22 protein-coding genes and 2 tRNA genes are annotated in these 21,961 nt (G+C 67.9%); 7 read left to right on the top strand and 17 right to left on the bottom strand.

Translation table 11 applies throughout. The annotated features are described in order from the left end of the window. Positions 1–13: 13 nt before the first annotated feature. The 5 genes from ACWESM_RS21995 to ACWESM_RS21975 form a co-directional block, all read right to left on the bottom strand. Positions 14–550: a DnaJ family domain-containing protein gene (locus tag ACWESM_RS21995; protein ID WP_452493457.1), complete on the bottom strand. Its 537-nt coding sequence runs from the start codon at positions 548–550 to the stop codon at positions 14–16. 92 nt (positions 551–642) lie between these two features. Next, complete coding sequence (locus ACWESM_RS21990; RefSeq protein WP_356968314.1) at positions 643–957, bottom strand: hypothetical protein; 315 nt, start codon at positions 955–957, stop codon at positions 643–645. A 137-nt stretch (positions 958–1,094) separates the two neighbouring features. After that, a complete protein-coding gene (locus ACWESM_RS21985) occupies positions 1,095–1,727 on the bottom strand; it encodes a transglycosylase SLT domain-containing protein (RefSeq protein WP_452493455.1) in 633 nt (210 codons plus the stop codon). A gap of 518 nt (positions 1,728–2,245) precedes the next feature. Beyond that, on the bottom strand, positions 2,246–2,446 hold the full coding sequence (locus tag ACWESM_RS21980) for a hypothetical protein (RefSeq protein ID WP_397279254.1): 201 nt from the start codon (positions 2,444–2,446) through the stop codon (positions 2,246–2,248). Next, positions 2,439–2,511 (bottom strand) — tRNA-Lys (locus tag ACWESM_RS21975). Before ACWESM_RS21975 ends, ACWESM_RS21980 begins: the two co-directional genes overlap by 8 nt. A gap of 305 nt (positions 2,512–2,816) precedes the next feature. Here ACWESM_RS21975 and ACWESM_RS21970 point away from each other — a divergent pair. Next, the gene (locus ACWESM_RS21970) at positions 2,817–4,055 is read left to right on the top strand and encodes a L,D-transpeptidase (protein ID WP_397279256.1); all 1,239 of its coding nucleotides are present in this window, start codon (positions 2,817–2,819) and stop codon (positions 4,053–4,055) included. A 63-nt stretch (positions 4,056–4,118) separates the two neighbouring features. Here the strand turns inward: ACWESM_RS21970 and ACWESM_RS21965 are convergent, their stop codons facing one another. The 3 genes from ACWESM_RS21965 to orn form a co-directional block, all read right to left on the bottom strand. Beyond that, complete coding sequence (locus ACWESM_RS21965) at positions 4,119–4,370, bottom strand: hypothetical protein (protein ID WP_355075858.1); 252 nt, start codon at positions 4,368–4,370, stop codon at positions 4,119–4,121. Positions 4,371–4,970: 600 nt separating this feature from the next. Further along, positions 4,971–5,046, bottom strand: a tRNA-His gene (locus ACWESM_RS21960). Positions 5,047–5,101: 55 nt separating this feature from the next. After that, the gene (gene orn / locus ACWESM_RS21955; RefSeq protein WP_397279306.1) at positions 5,102–5,740 is read right to left on the bottom strand and encodes an oligoribonuclease; all 639 of its coding nucleotides are present in this window, start codon (positions 5,738–5,740) and stop codon (positions 5,102–5,104) included. A gap of 200 nt (positions 5,741–5,940) precedes the next feature. Here orn and ACWESM_RS21950 point away from each other — a divergent pair, with 200 nt between their 5' ends. After that, positions 5,941–7,629 carry a helicase HerA-like domain-containing protein gene (locus tag ACWESM_RS21950; protein ID WP_452493453.1) on the top strand — a complete coding sequence of 563 codons (1,689 nt, stop codon included), beginning with the start codon at positions 5,941–5,943 and terminating at the stop codon, positions 7,627–7,629. A gap of 9 nt (positions 7,630–7,638) precedes the next feature. Here ACWESM_RS21950 and lysA read toward each other — a convergent pair whose 3' ends face one another. The 4 genes from lysA to ACWESM_RS21930 form a co-directional block, all read right to left on the bottom strand. Then, the gene (gene lysA / locus ACWESM_RS21945) at positions 7,639–8,979 is read right to left on the bottom strand and encodes a diaminopimelate decarboxylase (protein WP_452493451.1); all 1,341 of its coding nucleotides are present in this window, start codon (positions 8,977–8,979) and stop codon (positions 7,639–7,641) included. 142 nt (positions 8,980–9,121) lie between these two features. Then, on the bottom strand, positions 9,122–9,925 hold the full coding sequence (gene cmrA, locus ACWESM_RS21940; protein ID WP_355075865.1) for a mycolate reductase: 804 nt from the start codon (positions 9,923–9,925) through the stop codon (positions 9,122–9,124). A 106-nt stretch (positions 9,926–10,031) separates the two neighbouring features. Next, on the bottom strand, positions 10,032–12,062 hold the full coding sequence (locus ACWESM_RS21935) for an FAD-dependent oxidoreductase (RefSeq protein ID WP_452493449.1): 2,031 nt from the start codon (positions 12,060–12,062) through the stop codon (positions 10,032–10,034). Further along, positions 12,059–12,637 carry a PadR family transcriptional regulator gene (locus ACWESM_RS21930; protein WP_355075869.1) on the bottom strand — a complete coding sequence of 193 codons (579 nt, stop codon included), beginning with the start codon at positions 12,635–12,637 and terminating at the stop codon, positions 12,059–12,061. Before ACWESM_RS21930 ends, ACWESM_RS21935 begins: the two co-directional genes overlap by 4 nt. 123 nt (positions 12,638–12,760) lie before the next feature. Here ACWESM_RS21930 and ACWESM_RS21925 point away from each other — a divergent pair, with 123 nt between their 5' ends. Continuing rightward, positions 12,761–14,101, top strand: coding sequence for an MFS transporter (locus tag ACWESM_RS21925; RefSeq protein WP_364429755.1), 1,341 nt, complete (start codon positions 12,761–12,763; stop codon positions 14,099–14,101). A 93-nt stretch (positions 14,102–14,194) separates the two neighbouring features. Here ACWESM_RS21925 and ACWESM_RS21920 read toward each other — a convergent pair whose 3' ends face one another. Next, positions 14,195–14,815: a TetR family transcriptional regulator gene (locus ACWESM_RS21920; protein ID WP_355075873.1), complete on the bottom strand. Its 621-nt coding sequence runs from the start codon at positions 14,813–14,815 to the stop codon at positions 14,195–14,197. Positions 14,816–14,987: 172 nt separating this feature from the next. Between ACWESM_RS21920 and ACWESM_RS21915 the strand changes: the two genes are divergently transcribed. Genes ACWESM_RS21915 through ACWESM_RS21905 form a run of 3 tightly spaced genes read left to right on the top strand, consistent with a single transcriptional unit; the run spans position 14,988 to position 17,596 of the window. Next, entirely contained in the window at positions 14,988–16,109 is a 1,122-nt protein-coding gene (locus tag ACWESM_RS21915) for a ferredoxin reductase (protein ID WP_452493446.1), read from the top strand. 20 nt (positions 16,110–16,129) lie between these two features. Next, positions 16,130–17,278, top strand: a complete 1,149-nt coding sequence (locus ACWESM_RS21910) for a fatty acid desaturase family protein (protein WP_452493445.1) — start codon at positions 16,130–16,132, stop codon at positions 17,276–17,278. Beyond that, entirely contained in the window at positions 17,279–17,596 is a 318-nt protein-coding gene (locus ACWESM_RS21905; protein ID WP_355075879.1) for a hypothetical protein, read from the top strand. On the opposite strand, the gene ACWESM_RS21900 is transcribed toward ACWESM_RS21905, so the two are convergent. Beyond that, on the bottom strand, positions 17,597–18,127 hold the full coding sequence (locus ACWESM_RS21900) for a DUF4254 domain-containing protein (protein WP_355075881.1): 531 nt from the start codon (positions 18,125–18,127) through the stop codon (positions 17,597–17,599). Between the two features lie 387 nt (positions 18,128–18,514). Here ACWESM_RS21900 and ACWESM_RS21895 point away from each other — a divergent pair, with 387 nt between their 5' ends. Continuing rightward, positions 18,515–18,835 carry a hypothetical protein gene (locus ACWESM_RS21895; RefSeq protein ID WP_355075883.1) on the top strand — a complete coding sequence of 107 codons (321 nt, stop codon included), beginning with the start codon at positions 18,515–18,517 and terminating at the stop codon, positions 18,833–18,835. A 43-nt stretch (positions 18,836–18,878) separates the two neighbouring features. On the opposite strand, the gene ACWESM_RS21890 is transcribed toward ACWESM_RS21895, so the two are convergent. From ACWESM_RS21890 to lpqS, 3 genes are all read right to left on the bottom strand, one after another. Beyond that, the gene (locus tag ACWESM_RS21890; protein ID WP_356968292.1) at positions 18,879–20,117 is read right to left on the bottom strand and encodes an MFS transporter; all 1,239 of its coding nucleotides are present in this window, start codon (positions 20,115–20,117) and stop codon (positions 18,879–18,881) included. Continuing rightward, positions 20,114–21,166 carry a PLP-dependent cysteine synthase family protein gene (locus tag ACWESM_RS21885; RefSeq protein ID WP_452493565.1) on the bottom strand — a complete coding sequence of 351 codons (1,053 nt, stop codon included), beginning with the start codon at positions 21,164–21,166 and terminating at the stop codon, positions 20,114–20,116. The genes ACWESM_RS21890 and ACWESM_RS21885 overlap by 4 nt, the downstream gene beginning before the upstream one ends. Before the next feature lie 229 nt (positions 21,167–21,395). Then, entirely contained in the window at positions 21,396–21,812 is a 417-nt protein-coding gene (lpqS, locus tag ACWESM_RS21880; RefSeq protein WP_355075889.1) for a putative copper homeostasis (lipo)protein LpqS, read from the bottom strand. Positions 21,813–21,961 lie beyond the last annotated feature (149 nt).

Below are 21,961 nucleotides of genomic sequence, written 5' to 3'. Positions count from 1 at the left end.
GCCGTTCCCGCCGCTATCCGGCTTCGGTGTCGTGCCGCCGCCATCGACGCCACCACTGGCGGCGTGGACGCGGCGCGATGCGGCCTGTCTGCGCTCGGGTGGGGCCGGTGGCTTCGAGGCTGGGTTGCGCGCGTTTCGGCCTCGCGACCTCGCGTGCGCGCCTCCATTGCTCGACGATCTCGTCCGCGTTCACCGGAGCGATCGGCACGAACGGTCCTTCCGGCATCCGCAGCCACTCCACGATGCGTTTGTTGAGTTCACTCACGGCCGCTCGCACCTCCCGCTCGCCGGTCGCATCACGCACGGTCTCGGACAAGTGCTCGATATCGCGTCGCAGCAACAGCGACGGGGGCAGCAGCGCGTCACCGCTGACTCCTTCGCGACGCAGATATGCGCGCAGCCACCAGTCCTCGTCGGGAGCCGTGCCCACTCCGGGAATCGGTTTGCCGGTACCGGGCAGGTTGTCGAATTCGCCGCGCTCGGCCGCCTCGCGGATCTGCTTGTCGATCCACGATTCGAAGGTCTGCTTCGGCGGCTTGCGCTCGGTCATCGTGACGGCTGAGTCGGCGGGTGCATGACGCTAGTCTACGGAATTCTGTAGTAGACACAGAAAACGTTGAAGCGCAAAGACTTTCGCGTAACTCAGGACCACGGCGTGATCGGCGGCTTCACCCAGAGCAGTTTCTCGTCGGTGTGTTCGCGCCGGGCAGCGGGATGCCGCGGATGTCGGGCGGCCCAGTCGTCCTTCTCCGTCAGCAGCCGTGCCACCGCGGTCCAGGTCTCGTCGGTGCTCGGCGGATTCGTTCCGGCGGCCCTGGCCAGTTTGCGCCGTACCGGCGCGGGCATCGCGAGCACCTCGGAGCCGGTGATGCCACGGGGCCAGAGGTAACTCGCCAGCCGGCGTGCTTTCTCGGCGCGGCTCTTGGCCGCCGCGTCGTTGTGTGCGTAGTCGGTCACGGCAAGGTCCAAGGGGTCGCGGGTATGTGGACCATTATTGCCGAGCCGCAGATACGCCTGCCCGACCGCGCGGACACGGCCGGAAAGCGCCGCAGCCTCCCCATCCGATGGATGGGGAGGCTGCGTGACGGTGTGGATCAGTACGCGCTGTTGACGTTGTCCATCGAGCCGTAGCGGTGCGCCGCGTAGTTGCAGGCGGCGGTGATGTTGGCGACCGGGTCCCAGATGTCGAAGGGCGTGCCGGCGACGTGGTAGGCGGCGAAGGTGGGGTCGATCACCTGGAGCAGGCCCTTGGACGGGATGCCCATGGCGGCGTTGGAGTCCCACAGGTTGATGGCCTGGGGGTTGCCCGTCGACTCGCGCATGATGTTGCGGTAGATGCCGTTGTAGGTGCCGGGGATGCCGTTCGCCGACATGATGTCGAGCGCCTGGCGGATCCAGCCGTCCAGGTTGTCCGCGTAGACCGGCGGGGCCGGGGCGGGCATCGGGGCCGGGACCGGGGCCGCCTCCGGAGCGGGCGCGGGGGCGGGGGCGGGCGCGGGTGCGGGCATCGGCGCGGGGATCGCCTCGGCCGCCAGTGCGGCGACCGGAGCGGCGGCGGCCTCGGGCTGCTGCTCGGCCACCATGGCGATGCGAGACGGGACGCTGTTGTCGGCAACGGACGCCGCGGAGCAGGCGGCCACGGCGACGACACCCGCGGCGGCGAAGGCGACGGTGACGGTTTCGCGGAGCGAGGGGCGGCGAAGGGTGGAAAGGCGTCTGTCAGGCATTGCGAATCGGTTCCTTGATCGGGGACTTACTCGATCCGGCCGCAGTTGGGCAGCACGGATCCTGCGGCGTACGCTCGTGTGCGTTCGCCGAAACGGCCATGTGCTTTTGTGTGGTTTTGTTGTGGGGGACGCTGATGTCCCCGGAACGCGACGCTTCTGCGTGCGGCACCGGATCGCCCTCGGTGGGCTCGGCCGCTTGTCGCGCGAGACCCGCATCCTCGATGCGGTGAGACGGGCGGAAGTATGGGATTGCGGGTCCGTTGCCGGATTCCGCTCCGCCGATCACGTGGCGGGCAGGGTGCCTGCCGTGTGATCGTTACCGAATCGGTGTCTACAACTCCTCGGGCTGACCAAACTTCAGGTCGCTTTGTGACCTGATTGCAGAATGGTCACGCATGGTTAACGGACGGTGAACTGATCATGAACGGCAGGCGCTGACGATCTTGGAAAGCCCAAGACGCGGTTGCCGAATCGTTATCCAAGCTGGGAGTTTGCCGTTAAACCTCTTGTGCCGTAGGTCACAGAAATTTTCGGGCGTACAGGTGGATTTCGCGGCGATCGCGGGCGTATAGCTGTCCGAATTGAGACCACTGGTGCAACTGGGAAAAACTCCAGGTCACGGTGATGTCACGGAAATCGGGGCCATCGTGGAGACGAAGAAAACCGTGCCCTTGCCAGCCGATGACTGACAAGGGCACGGTTTGCGTGTTGTGCGCCATCAGGGACTCGAACCCCGAACCCGCTGATTAAGAGTCAGCTGCTCTGCCAATTGAGCTAATGGCGCTTGCTCCGTGTTCCGGTGCGGGACAAACCTTAACAGGCCGGGGCCGCAGAAGTGAAATCGTGTCCTGACCGGCGCGGATGTGATGCTCTCCGCCGCCGTAACGCGTGGGTTCGCCGCGGTGATCTAGTGGTGGTAACGCTGCAGTGACGGACTAGGTGTTCACATTGGCCAGGACGTGACGCACTGGCAGAATGTCCGATTGTGGTTTCGACCGCCCGCGTACACGGCGGGGTGAGCGGCGTGGCGGTCGGTATCCGAAGCCCTCGGTGTGTCCTGGAGCGCCGAGACTTTGAAACGGGGTTGAAATGAGTTTTGGTCGAGGTCGGCACGTGCGCAAGCCGACTACGAGGCGGTCGCTACGCACGTTCGCGGGACCGGTGATAGTTGTCGCGGTCGCCGCGCTGGCATTGACCGGATGTTCGGCATCCGACGCCAAGGACGCGGCTCAGGTGGCCATCGACCGCAACCCCATCACAGAACTGATCAAGCCGAAGTTGTTGTCGCCGGTGAAAGATGGCGAGGTAGGGGTATCGCCGGGCGTCCCGTTGGCGCTCAAGGTGGAAGACGGCAAGTTCACCAACGTGAGCTTGGTCAGCCCGCAGGGCAAGGCGGTGGAGGGCAGGCTCGCCGCCGACGGGCGTTCGTGGGAGACCACCGAGGTGCTCGGCTACGGCAAGACCTACCGATTGAAGGCCGACGCGATCGGGCTCGGCGGGGCGAACTCCGCGACGCTGAGTTTCACCACGAGTTCGCCCGGTAACCAGACCAAGCCCTACCTGGTGCCCGGCGAGGCGGAGGTCGTCGGTATCGGACAGCCGGTGGCCGTCCAGTTCGACGAGAACATCCCCGACCGGAAGGCCGCGCAGGATGCGATCAAGATCACCACGGAGCCGCCGGTGGAGGGCGCGTTCTACTGGGTGAACAACCGCGAGGTGCGCTGGCGGCCGGAGCATTTCTGGGCGCCGGGATCGAAGATCACCGTCGATGTGAACGTCTACGGACGTAATCTCGGCAACGGCCTGTACGGGCAGGACAACATCCACTCGTTCTTCACCATCGGCGACGCGATGGTCTTCACCGCCGACGACAACACCAAGCAGGTGACCGTCGAGTTGAACGGCCAGGTGATCCGCACCATGCCGACCTCGATGGGCAAGGACAGCACCCCCACCGACAACGGGGTCTACATCGTGGCCGACCGCCACGAGAAGATCATCATGGACTCCTCGACCTACGGCGTGGCGGTCAACGCGCCCGACGGGTACAAGACGCCGGTCGACTTCGCGACGCGACTGTCCTACAGCGGCATCTTCTTCCACTCGGCGCCCTGGTCGGTCGGTGCGCAGGGGTACAGCAACACCAGTCACGGCTGCCTGAACCTCAGTCCGGCGAACGCGCAGTGGGTCTTCCAGAACGCCAAGCGCGGTGACATCACGATCGTGAAGAACACCGTGGGCGGCACCCTGTCCGGTGTGGACGGCTTGGGTGACTGGAACATCCCGTGGTCGGTCTGGAAAGCGGGCAACGCCGAAGACAATCGCTGAGCCGAAGCGGAACGCCGAACGGGCCACCGGAGCGATCCGGTGGCCCGTTCGGCGTTCAGGGGGTCACGGCAGCATGTTGCAACCCAACTGGGCGTCGCCCAGGATCGCGATGGCGCTGCCGGTGGCGGCGCACAGCAGCTTGCTGCCCGCCGATCCGGTGCCGGAGGAGCCGGTGGTGGCCAGGCCGCCCGCCGATCCGCTCGACGCCGAGCCGGAGTCGGGCAGCGGGGGAAGTCCGATTCCCGCGACCGCGGTTCCGCTGGATCCGGTGAGGAGAGTGGCGCCGACGAAGGCTGCGATAACCGCGGAACGCATCACGAGGTGTGTCTTTCTGGTCGAACCGGGAAGGCGCCCCAGCGACACCGTCCCACGTGCACCGCAGTCTACGGACGCGTGGCGGATTCTGGAGTGGTTTCGTTTCACATCGCGGCGAGTGCCTGCGGCAAAAGGTCTGGGGCGCAGTGAAAGAGCCTTGCGCGGAGTGTCAGCCGCGCCCGATCGAGCCGACTCGGCTCTCGGTGGGGACGTGGGCCGGTTTCCTCGATCGGCGGCGCGAAGCGATGCCCGCGACGAACGCGTCAGGACCCGGCCGGTGCGGCGAGGCGGGTCATGCGGGCGCTCGGCCTCTGCGGAAGACGATTTCCATAAGCGCCGAGACCTTCGGTGGTCGGCCGTGGCAGGAGGGCGCGCTCAGGCATGAAATGGCACGCCGCATCGTGACGCATTTCGCATGTGGACCCATTCGAGTGCAGGCGCTTGCCGATGGCTTGGGGTCTTCGGGACATGATCGCCGCCTCGGAGAGATACGGACGGCTATTTCACGTCGCGCGCCGATGCGGGGAATGAACAGAGTAGAGAAAGCGCCAGCCGTAGTGTGCGAACCGCCTCAGAGGACGGTTCGCACACCGCGACACCTGGGGTGAGCGACGGGACTCGAACCCGCGACAGCCAGGATCACAACCTGGTGCTCTACCAACTGAACTACGCTCACCATCGCCGGTGAAGAACCGGCGGGCTAGATATTAGCGTGTCTACCCGCCCACTCCCTAATCGTTATCTGGCGAGCCGTTGACCTGCGCCGATTCGGTCCGCTGTTCGGCGGTCTCGGAGACCTCGGCGGCGACGGCGGCGATTTCGGTGGTGGAGGGACCGGGCGGCGCGACGAACGCGGTCCGCCGGTAGTACTCCAGTTCCCGGATGGACTCCTGGATGTCGGCCAGTGCGCGATGGCTCAGGCCCTTCTCCGGCTGGCCGAAGTAGATGCGCGGGTACCAGCGGCGGCACAGCTCCTTGATCGAGCTCACGTCGACCATCCGGTAGTGCAGGTGGGCATCCAGCAGCGGCATGTCCCTGGCGATGAAACCGCGGTCGGTGGCGATCGAGTTGCCTGCCAGCGGCACGGTGCGCGGGGTGGGGATGTACTGGCGGATGTAGTCGAGCACGCGCTGCTCGGCCTCTTCGAGGGTGACGGTGGAGCGACGGACCTCGTCGGTCAGCCCGGAGCGCGCGTGCATCTCGGCGACCACGGCAGGCATCGCGGCCAGCGCGTCGTCGTCGGCGTGGATGACGATGTCCACGCCCTCGCCGAGGATGTTGAGATCGCTGTCGGTCACGAGTGCGGCCACCTCGATCAGCTTGTCGCTGTCCAAGCGCAAGCCGGTCATCTCGCAATCCATCCACACCATGTATTTGTCGGACACCCGTGCAACATTAGCCGGGCGAAGGTCCGGTGCCCGCGATACGGCTCGGCAACCCCGAAGCCGCCGATGCGGACGGGAATCCGACCGGTGGCGATACAGTTTCTTCCAGATCGTCACCCGGCGTTTTCGGTGCGGCAGCAAACATTGAGTGAAGCAGCCCGGTCGAGCCAGGACGGAGACGTGCGATGACCACCCCGAAGGAGAAGGCGGCCGCGGCGCGCAAAGCGGCCGACGAGGCGGCGCGGATCGCGGCGGAGGCGTCCGCCGCCGCGGAGGCCGCGGAACGTGAACTGGCCGAGCAGACGGCGGGTGGAGCCGGTGCTGCCGAAGGAAGAGACGAACCGTCCCCGGGCTCGACCGCCGCACAAGAGATCGCCGCGGGCTACGCGTTCGAGGGCGCTGCGCTGGACGTGGGCACCGTGGTGGTCGACGGGAGGGTGGATTCCGGCGCGCGCGTCCGTATCCCGATGCGGATGATGAACCGGCACGGTCTGGTCGCGGGGGCGACCGGCACGGGGAAGACGAAGACCCTCCAAGGCATCGCGGAGCAACTGTCGAGCGCCGGGGTTCCGGTGGTGCTGGCCGATATCAAAGGCGACCTGTCGGGTTTGGCCGAGCCGGGCCGATCGAGCGAAAGACTCGCCACGCGGATCGCGGAGACCGGCGCCGCGGACTGGGCGGCGACCGGCTTCCCCACCGAGTTCGTGTCGCTGGGCACCACCGGGGCAGGGCTTCCGATCCGCGCCACGATCAGTTCGTTCGGCCCGGTTCTGCTGAGCAAGGTGCTCGGGCTGAACGAGACGCAGGAATCCACCCTCGGACTGATCTTCCACTGGGCCGACCGCAATGGCCTCGCGCTGCTGGACCTGAAGGACCTGCGCGCCGTGATCACTCATCTGACCAGCTCCGAGGGAAAGGATGACCTGAAAGGCATCGGCGGTGTCTCCGCGGCCACCGCGGGCGTGATCCTGCGCGCCTTGGCGAATCTGGAGGCCGACGGCGGCGACACGTTCTTCGGCGAGCCGGAACTCGATCCGGCCGACCTGGTGCGGGTGGTGGACGGAAAAGGGGTGATCACACTCTTCGAGCTGGGTGCCGAGGCGGCGCGGCCGGTGATGTTCTCCACATTCCTGATGTGGGTGCTGGCCGACCTGTTCCAGACCCTGCCGGAGGTCGGCGACGTGGAGCGTCCCGAGCTGGTGTTCATCTTCGACGAGGCGCACCTCCTGTTCTCCGACGCCTCGAAGGCGTTCTTGGATCAGGTGGAGCAGACCGTCAAACTGATCAGGTCCAAGGGAGTGGGCGTGTTCTTCTGCACACAGTTGCCCACCGATATCCCGAACCCGGTGTTGTCCCAGCTCGGCGCGCGCATCCAGCACGCGCTGCGCGCGTTCACCCCGGACGACCAGAAGGCGTTGGCCAAGACCGTCCGCACCTACCCCAGGACCGGTGTATACGACCTGGAGCAGGCGCTGACCTCCCTCGGCACCGGCGAGGCGATCGTGACGGTGCTCTCCGAGCAGGGCGCGCCGACGCCGGTGGCCTGGACCAGGATGCGGCCACCCCGGTCGCTGATGGACACCATCGGCGTGGACGCGATCCGGTCGGGGGCGCTGTCCAGCCCGCTGGCCTCGAAGTACGCCCGGACCATCGACCGGGAATCGGCCTACGAACTGCTGGCCGCCAAGATGGCCGACGCGACGCGGGAGCCGGAACCGGCACCCGTCCCCGGCCGTAACGTGAACCGCGTGGAAGAGGAGTCCGCCGCCGAGCGGATCATGCGGAACCCCGCGGTCCGCGGCTTCCTGCGCTCGGCCGCCACCGCGGCGGGACGCGAGATCACCCGCAGCCTGTTCGGCACCCGGCGCCGTTGAGCGCGCCGGTCATCCGACCTCGCGGGCGAGCAGGTCCGCCGTCGTCTCCCTGCGGATCAGTTCGCGGGCGCGGCCGTGTCGAACGGCGATGATCGGCGGCCGCCCGACAGTGTTGTAGGACGAGGCAAGGCTGTGATGGTAGGCGCCGGTGCACGGCATCGCGAGCACCTCGCCGGGGCGCAGGTCGGCAGGCAGCCGGACGTCGGCGGCGAGGATGTCGCCCGCCTCGCAGAAGCGACCGGCGACCGTCGCGGTCATCTGCGGACCGCACGGGTGGCGGCTGGCGACCACGACCTCGTAGCGCGCGCCGTAGAGCGCGACGCGCGGGTTGTCGCTCATCCCGCCGTCCACGGTGACGTAGGTGTGCCCGCCTTCGACGTGCTTGATCGAGAGCACTCGGTACAGCGTCACCCCGGCCCTGGCGACGACGGCGCGGCCGGGTTCCAGCGCGAGGACCGGGCGTGGGAAGTGGTGGCGGGCGCAGGCGGCGTCGAGGGCGTCCTCGAGGATGTCGGCGAGTTCGGCGAGATTCATTTCGGCGTCACCGGCGCGATAGGCCACCGCGTGACCGCCGCCGAGATCCAGTTGGGTCAGCAAGACGCCGTGGTCTTGCCGCACCTGCGCCATCGCGGCGACCAAGCGCCGTACCGCCTCGCCGTAGTGATCCGGGTTGTAGATCTGCGAGCCCAGATGGCAGTGGAAGCCGACCAGGGTGAGGTTCGGTTGGCGCAGCACACGGTCGATCGCCTCGGCGGCCGAATCGCTGCCGAGGGGGAAGCCGAACTTCTGGTCGTGCACACCGGTGCGCACCGCGGGATGACCGTGGACATCGATGCCGGGGGATAGCCGCAGCAACACCTGCTGTGGCTTCGTGGCCAGGGCGGACAGCAGCGTGATCTCGGTGTGCGAGTCGATCACGATCCGGCCGACCCCGCTGCGCACGGCGGTGGCCAGTTCGTCGAACGACTTTCCGTTGCCGTGCAGGACGATGCGCGCGGGGTCCACACCAGCCGCCAGCGCGACGGCCAGTTCGCCCGCCGAGCACACGTCGACCGAAAGGCCTTCCTGGGTAACCCAATCCAGCACCGACCGGGTCATCAGGGCCTTGCCCGCGTAGATGATCTCGGCCTCGGGAAAAGCTTTGCGATAGGCCCGGCAGCGGGACCGTACCTCCTGCTCGTCCAGGACGTAGGTGGGCGTCCCGTACTGATCGGCGATGTCGGCGAGGGCGGCGCCGCCGAGGGTGATCCCGCCGTCGCCGTCGTAGTGCGTGTCCCGCGGCCAGACCGCGGCATCCAGGCGCGAAGGTGATCCCGACCGCAATGACGGGAGGATGTCGAGCAGCGTCACGATGTTCTCCTGGGTCGCCCCCGCTTTCTCGAATTGCGGGGCCGATGCCAGGACTACGCCGGGTGCGGGGCCGGTGGGCCGGTCATTTGCGGATCCTTGACCACCGGGCGTCGCTTCTTGACAGCTCGCTGACGCGGCTGGCTCAGCTGCCGAGTTTCTTGTAGAACGCGCCGGCGATGGGAGCGGTGACCGCGCGCGGGCCGTACTGTCCCGCCACACTCATTCCCTTGCTGATCAGGCCGGGGACAACGCGCATCTTGTTGCGGGCGAGCGCGTCGATGGACACCTTCGCGGTGGCTTCCGAGGAGACCCACATGAAGTCGGGCACCATCCGGTCGACGATGGAGGCGTCGGCGGGATCCGGGGTCTCGGTGCGGACCGGGCCGGGCGCGAGCAGGGTGACGTGCACCCCGGAGCCTTTCAGCTCGCCGCGCAGCGATTCGGAGAAGGTGTTGGCGAACGCCTTGCTCGCGGCGTAGGTGGCGTTGTTCGGGATCGGCATGTTGCCCGCGGCCGAGCCGCTGATCAGGATGCCGCCGCTGCCGCGGGCGAGCATGCCGGGCAACACGGCCAGCGTCAGGTCGTGCACGGCGACGGCGTTGAGTTCCATCTGCGCGCGCTCGTAGGCCGGGTCGAGTTCGGCGATCGCGCCGAAGGTCGCGATGCCCGCGTTGTTGCACAAGACGGCGATCTCGCGGGTCGCCAGTTCTTTCACCAGTACAGCGCGCTGCTCGCGGTCGGCCAGATCGACCGCGCGCACCTCGGCGGTGATGCCGTGGGCCAGGGTCAGTCGCTGCGCGAGCTCGGTGAGCAGCTCCTCGCGGCGGGCGACCAGGATCAGCGAGTAGCCGCGGGCGGCGAGTTCGGCGGCGAGCGCGGTGCCGATGCCGGAGGAGGCGCCGGTGACGACCGCGCGGTTCTCGGAAGTGGGGGAGGGCAGGCTCACCCGATGCAGCCTAGGCGACGTGACCCGGTGGTCCGCCGCACGATCCCCGGCGGGGTTCCGTGCCGCGGTCACGGCGGCCGGGCGTCCGGGCCCGGCCGCCGCCCGCTCACAGCCGTGCGGCCAGCCGGGTGCCCTGGTCGATGGCTCGTTTGGCGTCCAGCTCGGCGGCCAGTTCGGCGCCGCCGATGAGGTGCGGGCTCATCCCGGCGGCGCGCAGCGGGGCCTCCAGGTCGCGCACGGATTCCTGGCCCGCGCAGACGATGACGTTGTCGACCGGGATCAATTGGGGCCGTTGTCGCTTCTCTCCGAAGCTGATGTGCAGGCCGTTGTCGTCGATGCGCTCATAGTTCACACCGCCGATCTGCTCGACGCCCTTGGCCTTCAGCGCGGCCCGATGCACCCACCCGGAGGTCTTGCCCAGGTCCTTCCCGAACGGAGTGGTCTTGCGTTGCAACAGAACGACTTCGCGCGCCGCCGGAGCCGGCCTGGGCGTAGTGAGCTGCCCGGGAACCTGCTCGTCGTCGGAGGTGACGCCCCACTCCTCCTTCCACTCGTCCAGCTTGAGGGCGGGATGCCCTTCCACGGTGAGGAATTCGCTGACGTCGTAGCCGATGCCGCCCGCGCCGATCACGGCGACGCGCTTGCCGACCGGCTTCTCCTCCCGCACCAGTTCGGCGTAGGACAGCACCATGGGGTGGTCGATACCGGGGATGTCCGGGATCCGCGGCTGTACGCCGGTGGCGAGCACGACCTCGTCGTAGCCGCCCGCGATGAGTTCTGCGGCGCCGACCCGCTTGTTCAGGTGCACCGTGACGCCGGTGAGCTCGAGCATCCGGGTGTAGTACCGGATCGACTCACTGAATTCTTCCTTGCCCGGGATGCGGCGGGCGATGTCGAACTGGCCGCCGATCTTGTCGTCGGCCTCGAACAGGTCGACGCGATGGCCGCGTTCGGCGAGGCTCACCGCCGCCGAGAGCCCGGCCGGGCCCGCGCCGACCACGGCGATGCGCTTGCTGCGGCGGGTCGGCAGCAGTTTCAGCTCGGTCTCGTGCCCGGCGCGCGGATTGAGCAGGCAGGACACCGTCTTGCGCTGGAAGGCGTGATCCAGGCACGCCTGGTTGCACGCGATGCAGGTGTTGATCTCGTCGACGCGATCCTGGGCGGCCTTGTTCACCCACTCCGGATCGGTGAGGAAGGGACGGGCCAGCGAAATCAGCTGCGCGTCACCGCGGGTCAAGATCTCCTCGGCCACCTCGGGCATGTTGATCCGGTTCGACGCGCACACCGGGATGGTCACCCGCGCGGTGATCTTCGCGGTGAATTCGACGAAGGCGGCACGGGGTACCGAGGTGACGATGGTGGGCACCCGCGCTTCGTGCCAGCCGATGTCGGTGTTGAGGATGTTCACCCCGGCGGCTTCGAGTTCCACGGCCAGCGCGACGATCTCGTCGAAGCTCTGTCCCTTCTCCACCAGCTCGGCCATGGACAGCCGGAACACGATGATGAAGTCCGGGCCGACCGCGGCGCGGGTGCGGCGCACGATCTCCACCGCGATCCGGCGCCGGTTCTCCGGGGAGCCGCCCCACGCGTCCGTGCGCTTGTTGGTGCGCGGCGCGAGGAACTGGTTGATGAAATATCCTTCACCGCCCATGATCTCGCAGCCGTCGTAGCCCGCGAACTGGGCCAGCTTCGCGCAGCGGGCGTAGTCGTCGATGGTGCGCTCGACGCCTTTGGCCGACAGCGCGCGCGGCCGGAACGGGTTGATGGGCGCCTTGATGGACGACGCCGACACACTGCCCGGCATGTAGGAGTAGCGACCCGCGTGCAGGATCTGGATGGCGATCTTGCCGCCGTGCTCGTGCACCGCTTTGGTGATCGCGCGGTGCCGGTACGCTTCGGTTTTGTTGGTCAGCTTGGCGCCGAAAGGCAGCAGCCAGCCTGCGCGATTCGGCGCGTAGCCGCCGGTGATGATCAGGCCCGCGCCGCCGCGTGCTCGTTCGGCGAAGTAGGCGGCCAGTTTGTTGGTGTCCCAGGCGCGGTCCTCCAGCCCGGTGTGCATCGAACCCATCACCACGCGGTTGCGCAGGGTGGTGCAGCCGAGATCGAGCGGCTCGAACAAATGGGGGAAGGAGCTCATGGGGCAGGTCGCCTTTCTCCGTCCGCGTGCGGGGCTGTCGCGCGCGGGTGTAGTGCTTGCAGAACTTCGTCGCACCATTCGACGAATCCGGCCTCCACGCGGATGCCCGCGCGCAGGACGAGGTACTGGTGCAGGGCCGTCCCGGCGAGCCGCTCGGGAGCGGGGAAGTCGTGTTTCTCGATGTGCCGGTACAGCTCGAGCCGCTGGGCGTGCTGGTCGCGGTGGCGGGCCACCTCCGCGCGCAACGCGGTGATGTCGCCGTACGCGGCGGCGCGGATCTTCACGGCGAGTTCGTTGCGCGGAGTGGCGGAATCGCTCGGTTCGGCGATCCAGCGCGCGAGTTCGGCGCGTCCGGTCTCGCTCACCGAGTAGACCTTCTTGTCCGGCCTGCCCTCCTGGATCACCGTCTCGCCGTCGACCCAGCCGGACTCCTCCATGCGCTTGAGGACGCGATAGATCTGCTGGTGGGTCGCGCTCCAGAAGTAGCCGATGGACTTGTCGAAGCGGCGCGCCAGCTCGTACCCCGAGCCGGCGCGCTCGGTCAGCGATACCAGCAACGCATGCTCGAGTGCCATGCGGTGAGGATAGCCGTGACACTCGGTACTATGCAACTAGGTGCATAAGTACCCTCCGTTTCGTCACGGCCGGACCCGATTTCGGCCCGCCTCGTCACCGTCTCGCGCATTAAGCTGCGCGGCATGACCGAGGTGAACGCCCAGGCGACAGTCGGGCAGGCCGCCGGGCGCGGGCAAGTGGTGGCGTGGGGGCTGTGGGATTGGGGATCTTCGGCATTCAACGCCGTGATCCTCACCTTCGTCTTCTCGGTGTATCTCACCGACAAGGTCGGCGACGATCTGCCCGGCGGTGTCTCCGCCAGCGCGTGGCTTGGGTGGGCGCTGGGCATCGCGGGCCTGATCGTGGCGTTGACCGCGCCGGTCAGCGGACAGCGCTTCGACGCGTCCGCGAAACGCAAGGGCTCGCTCGGTGCGCTGACCGCGCTGACCGTCGCGGCGATGACGCTGATGTTCTTCGTGCACGACGACTACCACGACCTGTGGTTCGGCTTGGCGCTGTTGGCGTTCGCGTCGGCCTGCTTCGAACTGGCGAACGTGCCGTACAACGCGATGCTGCGGCAGGTCTCCACGCCGCAGACCGTTGGCCGGGTCTCCGGATTCGGTTGGGCGATGGGTTATTTCGGCGGCATCTTGCTGCTGCTGATCTGCTATTTCGGCTTCATATCCGGCGAGGGAGACAACCGCGGGCTGCTCGGCGTGCCCACCGATCAGGGACTCAACATCCGGCTGGTCGCCGTGCTCGCCGCCGTCTGGTTCGCCGCCTTCGCGTTGCCGGTGCTGTTCGCGGTCCCCGAACTGCCACGGACGAACGCCGATCCCGGCGCGGCGAGCGCGGGGTTCCTCGGCTCGTACCGGGTGTTGTGGCGTGACCTGCGCGAGCTGTGGCGCGTCGACCGGCGCACGGTCGGCTTCCTGGTGGCCAGCGCCGTCTTCCGGGACGGCCTCGCCGGGGTGTTCACCTTCGGTGCGGTGCTCGCCGTGCGGGTCTACGGGATCGCCGACTCGGATGTGCTGCTGTTCGGCATCGCGGCCAATGTCGTTGCGGCGCTGGGTGCGATCGTCGCGGGGCGCTTCGACGACCGGGCCGGGCCGAAGATCGTCATCGTGGTGTCCCTGGCCGCGATGCTGGTGTGCGGGCTGGCGCTGCTGGTGGTGTCCGGCCCACTGATGTTCTGGATCTTCGGCTTGCTGCTCACCGTCTTCGTCGGCCCGGCGCAGGCGGCGGCGCGCTCGTTCCTGACCCGCCTCGCGCCGCCGGGCCGGGAGGGGCAGCTCTTCGGCTTGTATACGACCACCGGGCGCGCGGTGTCCTTCCTCGCCCCGAGCCTGTTCGGCTTGTTCGTCTGGCTGTTCGGTTCGGACCGGGCGGGGATCGCGGGCCTGTTGGTCGTGCTCGCGGCCGGGCTCGCGGTGCTGCTGCCGGTGCGGTCACCGGATCCGGTCACGGTGCGCGGCGATGTCTAGGAGCCCCGGCCCGCCGAGTGAGTTCGGCGGATTCGGTCGCGGCGGGCGGCGGCGTCGAGGAGTCACGGCCCGCCGAGTGAGTTCGGCGGCGGATCAGCGCCGCTTCGGTGGCCGCCAGCCGCCCATGCCGAGTGCGATCAAACGCATCTGCTGGACGGTGCGGTCGATGATCGCCTGCTCGTCGCGCGGCGCGGCCGACACGTAGGCGGCGATCCCGTCGGTCACCGTGCTGACCATCAAATCGGCGGCGATCTCCAGGTCTCGTGGCGTCCAGGAGTCCAGGGCCCGGATGCGGGAGAGGTCGGCGACGAGCTCTCGGACGATCAGTTGGATCTCCCGGGCGATGGCCGTGCGCAAGGCGGCGGACCCGCCGTGGCGCTCCCTGGTGAGGAAGCCGAACAGCTCACGTTTGGGGCCCACTTGCGCGAACACGAAGCGGACCGTGTCCGACAGGCCCGCGTCGGCATTGCGGCGGACTTCGCGCAGCGCCAGCCGCAGCGCGGTGACGCCGTCGTCGACCAGCGTGGCGCCGAGGTCCTCCAGCGACGCGAAGTGCCGGTAGAACGCCGTCGGCACGATGCCGGCCGAGCGGGCGATCTCCCGCAGGCTGAGCGCGGCGAATCCGCGTTCGGCGGCCAGCGCGAGCGTGCCGTCCAGGAGCGCCTGCCTGGTCCGCTCCTTGCGTTCGCCTCGGGTAGCCGCCTGCTCACTCATCTCGGTGAGCATACATCCGTTCACCATTCGACCTATCCCCAGATGTAGTTCGAGTCACATGTTTCGCCGGTTGACACCTAGCCCCGGTCATCCGTCACACTAGTTGAGTGTACAGACGTGCACTGAAATTCCAGCCGCACGTCGTCAGTCCGACAAGAGGTACGGAGAACAAATGGTGGATCTCATCAACTTGGTGCAGACCCTGACCTCGCCGCACCCGCTGGATCGGTACCTCGAGCTGGTCCGCCCCACCCTCACGGTGCGGGACATGCGGGCCGAGATCACTCACGTGCGCCGCTCGGCGCCCGGCTCGGTGACGCTCACGCTGCGCCCCACCCGGCACTGGCAGGGCCACGTCGCCGGACAGTACGTCCAGATCGGCGTGGTGATCGACGGCGTGCGGCACACGCGGTGCTACTCGCCGGTGAACCCGGAACGCCGTCGGGATCGTCATATCGAGCTGACCGTGAAAGCGCATCCGGACGGTTTGGTGTCGCAGTACCTGTACCGTCACGCCGCCCCCGGCATGGTGGTCGACCTGGCACCCGCCGACGGCGTGTTCCGGCTGCCCGAGTCGCGGCCGCGGCGCGTCCTGCTGATCAGCGGTGGCAGCGGCATCACGCCCGTGCTGTCCATGCTGCGCACGCTCGCCGCGGAGGACCATTCGGGCGAGGTCGTCTTCCTGCACTACGCCAAGTCGCCCGCTGTGCTGCCGCACCGAGCGGAACTGGACGCGATCGCTGCACGGCATCCGAACTTCCGCATCGAGCTGCGCTATCCGCATCGCATGCCGGATCTGGCGCCGCGGGCGGATTCCGGTGCGCCGTGGGTGGATCTCGCCCGGCCGAAGGGCAGCGGGTACTTCGACTACGACGAACTGGAGCGCGTCGCGCCTTGGTTCGCCGACGCGCAGACCTTCGTCTGCGGCCCGCCGTCGCTGATGGACGCGGTGCGCACGGTCTATCAGGCCGAGCAACTCGAGGACCGGCTGCACTCCGAGGAGTTCACGCTGTCGGTCGCGCCGGTGGACGCCGCCGACGCACACGGCACCGTCAGTTTCTCGGCCAGCGGCGTGAGCGCCGACAACACCGGAGCCACGTTGCTCGAGCAAGCCGAATCCGCCGGTCTCACGCCCGAGTACGGCTGCCGCATGGGGATCTGCTTCTCCTGCACAGCGGTGCGCCGCTCCGGCTGCACGCGCAATCTGCGCACCGGCGAGACCGACACCGACCCCGACCAGCCGATCCAGCTGTGCATCAGCGCGCCGGTCGGCGACGTCGACATCGACATCTGATTCACGAAGGGGAGCCAATTATGACCATCCTGACCGAAACCGAGAACGGACCGCTGGTCCTGAGCCCGGACCAGATCGAGGAACTCGGCCGTGAACTCGACGAGCTGCGCGCGGCCATCGTCGCCGACCTCGGCGAGCGCGACCGGGAATACCTGTACTCGATCATCAAGGCGCAGCGGGGATTCGAGATCGCCGGGCGCGGCCTGATGTATCTCGGCTTCCTTCCGCCCTTCTGGCTGGCCGCCGTGGCGGCGCTGAGTGTGTCGAAGATCCTGGACAACATGGAGATCGGCCACAACGTCATGCACGGCCAGTACGACTGGATGCGCGAGCCCGGCCTGAATTCCCGCGTGTTCGAATGGGACACGGTCTGCCCGGCCGACCAGTGGAAGCACTCGCACAACTACCTGCACCACACCTACACCAACATCCACAACAAGGACCGCGACATCGGCTACTCCATCCTGCGCATGGACGAGGCGCAGGAGTGGAACGTGCTCCGGCTCGGCCAGCCGCTGTACGCCTTCGTGCTCATGATGCTGTTCGAGTGGGGTGTGATGGGCCACGACCTCGAGGTCGAGCACATCCTGGCGGGTAAGAAGAAGTGGCCGGAGGTCAAGAACCTGATCCTCGGTCAGTGGCGCAAGGCGGGCAAGCAGGTGCTCAAGGACTACCTGGTGTTCCCCGCGCTGACCGGACCGCTGTTCTTCCACACGCTGGCGGGTAACGTCACCGCCAACCTGGTGCGCAACGTGTGGGCCTTCGCCATCATCTTCTGCGGTCACTTCCCGGCCGGCGTACAGACGTTCACCGAGGAGGAGACCGCGGACGAGACCCGCGGCGAGTGGTACATCCGGCAGATGCTCGGCTCGGCCAACATCACCGGCAGCAAGCTGTTCCACATCATGTCCGGGAATTTGTCGCATCAGATCGAACACCATCTGTTTCCCGATCTGCCCGCGAGCCGTTATCCGGAGATGGCGCCTACGGTCCGCGCACTGTGTGAAAAGTACGGTTTGCCGTACAACACCGGCTCGCTCAGTAAGCAGATCGGCTCGGTATGGAAGAAGATTTTCAAGCTGGCACTTCCGCCGCGCTGGGTCGAGAGCGAACCGTCCCCCGGTGTTATCGTGATGCGTCAGCGAAAGGCGAGCGAAGCGGGCGTGTGAATGATCGGGAAATTCGAGAGCAACAAGGATCTCATTCAGGAATTGACGTCTTCCGGTGCCAGGCACGTCGGCAATATCGCCAACATCATCACGGGGACGGTCGCCGAGGTCACCAAGGAGATCGGTGAGTGGATCACCGACGCCATCGAGATGAACGAGGCGGCGGCCGCGGCGCGCCGGGACGCGGAGGCACAGCGGGATCTCGATCGTGACCTCGACACCGAGACCGAGGTCACGGTCACGAAACCGCGGGCGGACGCGACGGAGGCGTTCCTCGACGCCGAAGTCGTCGAGCCGGGCGTCGACGAGCCGCGCTGATCACCAGACCGGCAGCCTGCGCCGATGCTCGATGACGTCGGTGATCAGATCCTGATAGCCGTCGACCAGCTCGGCCAGCCTGGACCACTGCAGGTGGGCCTCACCGCCCGCCTGCCCCGGGTGCGGCCCGGTCGTGATCTCGTCGTCCAAAGAGTGTCGGGCCGAAACCCATTTGGCCGCGATTCGGTCGATGACCGCGCCGAGTGTCTCGGTATGCAGGGAGGCGCCCTCTCGGTGCTGCACATTCTCCGCCACCCATGCGTCGATCCGCCCGATCCATTCCGCGCGGCAGCCGTCGATGTCCTCCACTTGCTGGGTGCAGGCGGCGACCCGGGTGCTGGATGCCTCCGGGGCGTGTGATCGCTCGAGTGCCCGCTGCCGTCGCTCATGGCAGTCGACGAGCTTCCGCGCGGCGTGCAGCACGCTGTGCCGGTGCTGGTTCTCGCCGGGTTCGCGAATCGCGCGAAGCAGTGCGGCGGGCGGCGGCAGCTCTTGGGCTCCGAAACTGCGCTGAGCGTATTCGGTGGGCATGACTTACCTCTGCGACACGACGAATCCTGGATGCGCCAGGGCCGAGGGGGATTTCGGGGAGGGGCGCCCCTCGGCTCCGGCGCAGTCCCGCACCCGGATGCCATCCCGCGTTCCACCAGCACGGCAGAGAAACCGGGAAATCCGCGACGATGCGGGAGAAGACGGTCCGAGAAATCAGGACACTTTCAGGAAAGCGCGGTAACCGAAGCCGCGCAATACTCTGGTCTGTGAATCCGAAAGCTGCCGGGAAATCGTTATATTCCGTTACGGATCGGTCACCCGGACCGGCGCTCGGCGGTGCGTTCTCGAAATTGTCGAGCGTATGAGCAGCAACCGATTCGGTGCGTGCGCTGCGCGCCACCGCCGCATGGGCTAGCCTCGGTATTCGTGCCCGCCTACGTGTCATCGCCGGAGCTGACATTCGGCTTCATGTTCGCGCTGGAAGACCCTGAGCGAATCGCGGAGGTCGTGCGTGATCTGATCGTCCGCAAGACCGTCTCGGTCTTCCGTCTCGCCCGGCTGTCCGACGACGACGGCCCGCCGGAGCGCTACGTGGTCAACTGGGCGGTCATCCCGCAGATCTCGATCACCACCGCCGCGCCGGACGAGGAGGAGCTGCGAACCACCCGCACCATGCTGGTCAACGCTTTTCTCAGTGAGGGTGGCGAGGTCAGCCTGTATTCGGCGCAGTCGAGCGGACCGGCCTGAGGCGGACCGTCCCGGAGGCGCACATCCAGGACAGTCCGATCGATCACCCGACCGGTAGCGGTGCGTCGAGCCGTCCGGAGCGGGCGAGCGCGAACAGCCCCGCCGCCGCGGCTGCTCCCACGGCGACGAGCGCGGCCCACGCCAGTGCGCTCATCCCGGCCTCGCGCGTGCGGTCCAGCAGCGTTCCGATGCCCAGATTCCCGAGCAGGATGCCGATACCGACGATGGTGTTGTAGAGGCCGTAGTGCGTCGCCACCAGGCGGTTGCCCGACAACGCGACCACGGTGTCCATTTCGAACGGAAAGACCGCTGCCGCACCGATTCCCAGCGCGACCGCGGTCAACAGCAGTGCGCCGATCGCGGGCCCCACGCCGAAGCCGGTGCCCGGGATCACCACCAGCGGCACGAACGCGGACGCGAGTATCGCCATGCCGAGCGCCAGGCTGTGCGCGCGGCCCCACCGCTGCCCGAACCAGCGGGTGATGCGCAGTTGCCCGGCGATCGCGATCAACCCGGACAGTACGAACACCGCCGTCATCAGCACGGTGGCCGAGTCGCCCGCGATCCGTGCGGCGTGCACCGGCAACGCCAGGTAGACCTGGAAGGCCAGGACCGAGGAACTGATCATCGCCGCGGCGAACAGCAGGAACGGGCGGTTGGCCAGCACCACGCGCCAATCGTCCAGCACCGAGGTGGTTTTCGGCTCGGCGCGGTGCTGCGGCAGCGCGCGTAACTGGGCCAGCGTCAGCACGCCGAACACCACCGCGGCGCCCGTGGCGGTCGCACGGAAGTCGACGGCCATCAGCGCGAGCCCGGCGATCGGGCCGAACAGTATGCCCGCCTGGTAGAAGACGTTGAACACGGCGAACGCCTCCACCCGGCGCTCGCCCGAGTCGACCGCCAGATACGCGCGGACCGCCGGGTTGAACAACGCGCCCGCGAAGCCGGTCGCGGCCGAGGCCACCAGCAGCGCGGGCAGCGTGTCCGCGACCGCGAGCAGCGCGAAACCGCCAGTGCGCAGCAGGCATCCGGTCACGATGAGCGGCTTGTAGCCGAGTCGATCGGCCAGCGTGCCGCCGACGAGGAACATGCCCTGCTGGGAGAAGTTGCGGATACCGAGGACGAGCCCGACCGCCCACGCGGCCAGCCCGAGCGGACCGGCCAGGTAACCGGCCAGGTAGGGCATCAGCATGTAGAAGCCGGTGTTGATGGCGAACTGATTGACCATCAGCATCCGGCTGGGACGGTTGAAGCCGCGGTAGGTGGCGATCAGATCGGTCATCGCGTCCGCTCCTTCCCGGCGGCGTCGCGGGGATCGACGACCGTCGTGCACCGGGTCCACGAGAGCGCGACGGCGTCGGACGGATGCGCGATGTGCAGCGGTGCGGTGGGTGGTGCGACGTCGAGCAAGCCGTGCTCGCGGCAGTAGTCGTCGTTGTACACCGTGTCGAAGTAGCGCAGCGGTCCGTCGGGAAAGACCGCGGCGATCCGCGTGGCCGGATCGCCGGTGCGGGCGAGCCAGCCCGCGACCAGGGCGACCGCGCCGACGCTCCAGCCGCCGCTGGCGTGGTGTGTCGCGGCGAGTCTGCGGCAGGCCCAGACCGCCTCCGCGGGCGCGACCCAGTGCACCTCGTCGAACGCCGAATAGTCGACGTTGTCCGGGTGGATACTCGAACCCAGCCCGCGCATCAGCCGTGGCCCCGCGGGCTGTCCGAAGATCGTGGACGCCACCGTGTCGACGCCGACCAAGCGCAGGTGCGGAAAGTATCGGCGCAGCGTGCGGGTGATCCCCGCGGAATGGCCGCCGGTGCCGACCGAGCAGACCAGGACGTCGATCCTGCCCAGCTGGGCGACCAACTCGAGCGCCAGGGTCTCGTAGGCGTCCTGGTTGTCGGGGTTGCGGTACTGGTCCGGGCACCAAGCCCGCGGATCGCGCGCCAGCAGTTCGGCGACGCGGTCGCGCCGCGCCTGCTGCCAGCCGCCGGTGGGGTGCGGCTCGGTGACCAGTTCCACCCCCGCGCCGTAGGCCGCGAGCATCCGGTGCATGAGCGGTTCCAAGCCGGGGTCGGTGACCAGCGTGACCGGGTGGCGATACACCATTCCCGCCAGCGCCAGGCCCAGACCGAGCGTGCCGCTGGTGGATTCGATGATCGGAGCGCCAGGTGCGAGCGCACCGCGCGCGATGGCGCGCTCGACCATGTGCAGCGCGGGCCGGTCCTTCATGCCGCCGGGGTTGGCGCCCTCCAGCTTGGCCCAGAAGCCGAGGCCGTCCGGTCGCGTTGTGCCGCCGAGCGGTTCGGTGATCCAGAGCACGGGCGTGTTGCCCACCATGGTCGCCGGACGCGGACAGCGCTGGGCCGCCGTCAGGAGACTCGCCGGGCTCGCGAGCGGGGTCGTCTCCGGTTCGCGCGGAGCGGGATCGGGCACAGCCGGGTTCTGCAGCGCAGAAGTCATAGGGAATCGTCGATTCTGTGCGGTCGCTGTCGCAGCGACGGTGTGAGTGCGGACTTCGCACGAACACCGGCCGGGCCCCGGCAGGCTCCGGCCTGACGCTGACCGATCAGTTCCGATCGATGCCGAATCGAGTGAGTCTGTCTCTGCCCGGATATACCGGGAGGGTCGCGACCGGGGGTGCGCGCACGCCGCCCCCGAGCGCGGACCCAGGGGCCGCGAGCAGCACCGACACGGACGCGATCAACAGCAACAGCAGCAGCGAGACAGCGCGCGGCAGGGCGGCGAGCACACCATCGGCGGGCACATGCCGGTCCGGTTCGGCGGCGTGCTGATGCCGGTCGACGAGGATCGCCGGGGAGACGATAGAGGCCACGACGGGCCCGGACGCTTCGATGTGGGCGTGTGACGCGACAGCGTGGCCGAAGACGTGGCATTGGGGCACCGCCATGGCGACCACCCAGACGGTGTACGTGAGAGCCACGATCATCCGGATCACCGGTAGCCGCAGCGCGCCGAACGTCACGCTGTCCGATGGTACAAGTTCGCCCGCGCGACGATCCGCGGGCGGGAACGACGATGCGGTCGCGGTGCGGGTGATATCGGCTGCGGCACAACGCCGGTCGTTTGCCGAAGACCGAATGCACCCCGATTCGTTGGCATGTCGGTATCAGA

It is taken from the genome of Nocardia sp. NPDC003999, from assembly GCF_053604885.1.
The sequence above is the reverse complement of the archived record's forward strand: the minus strand, read 5'-3'. Positions and strand labels throughout refer to the sequence as shown.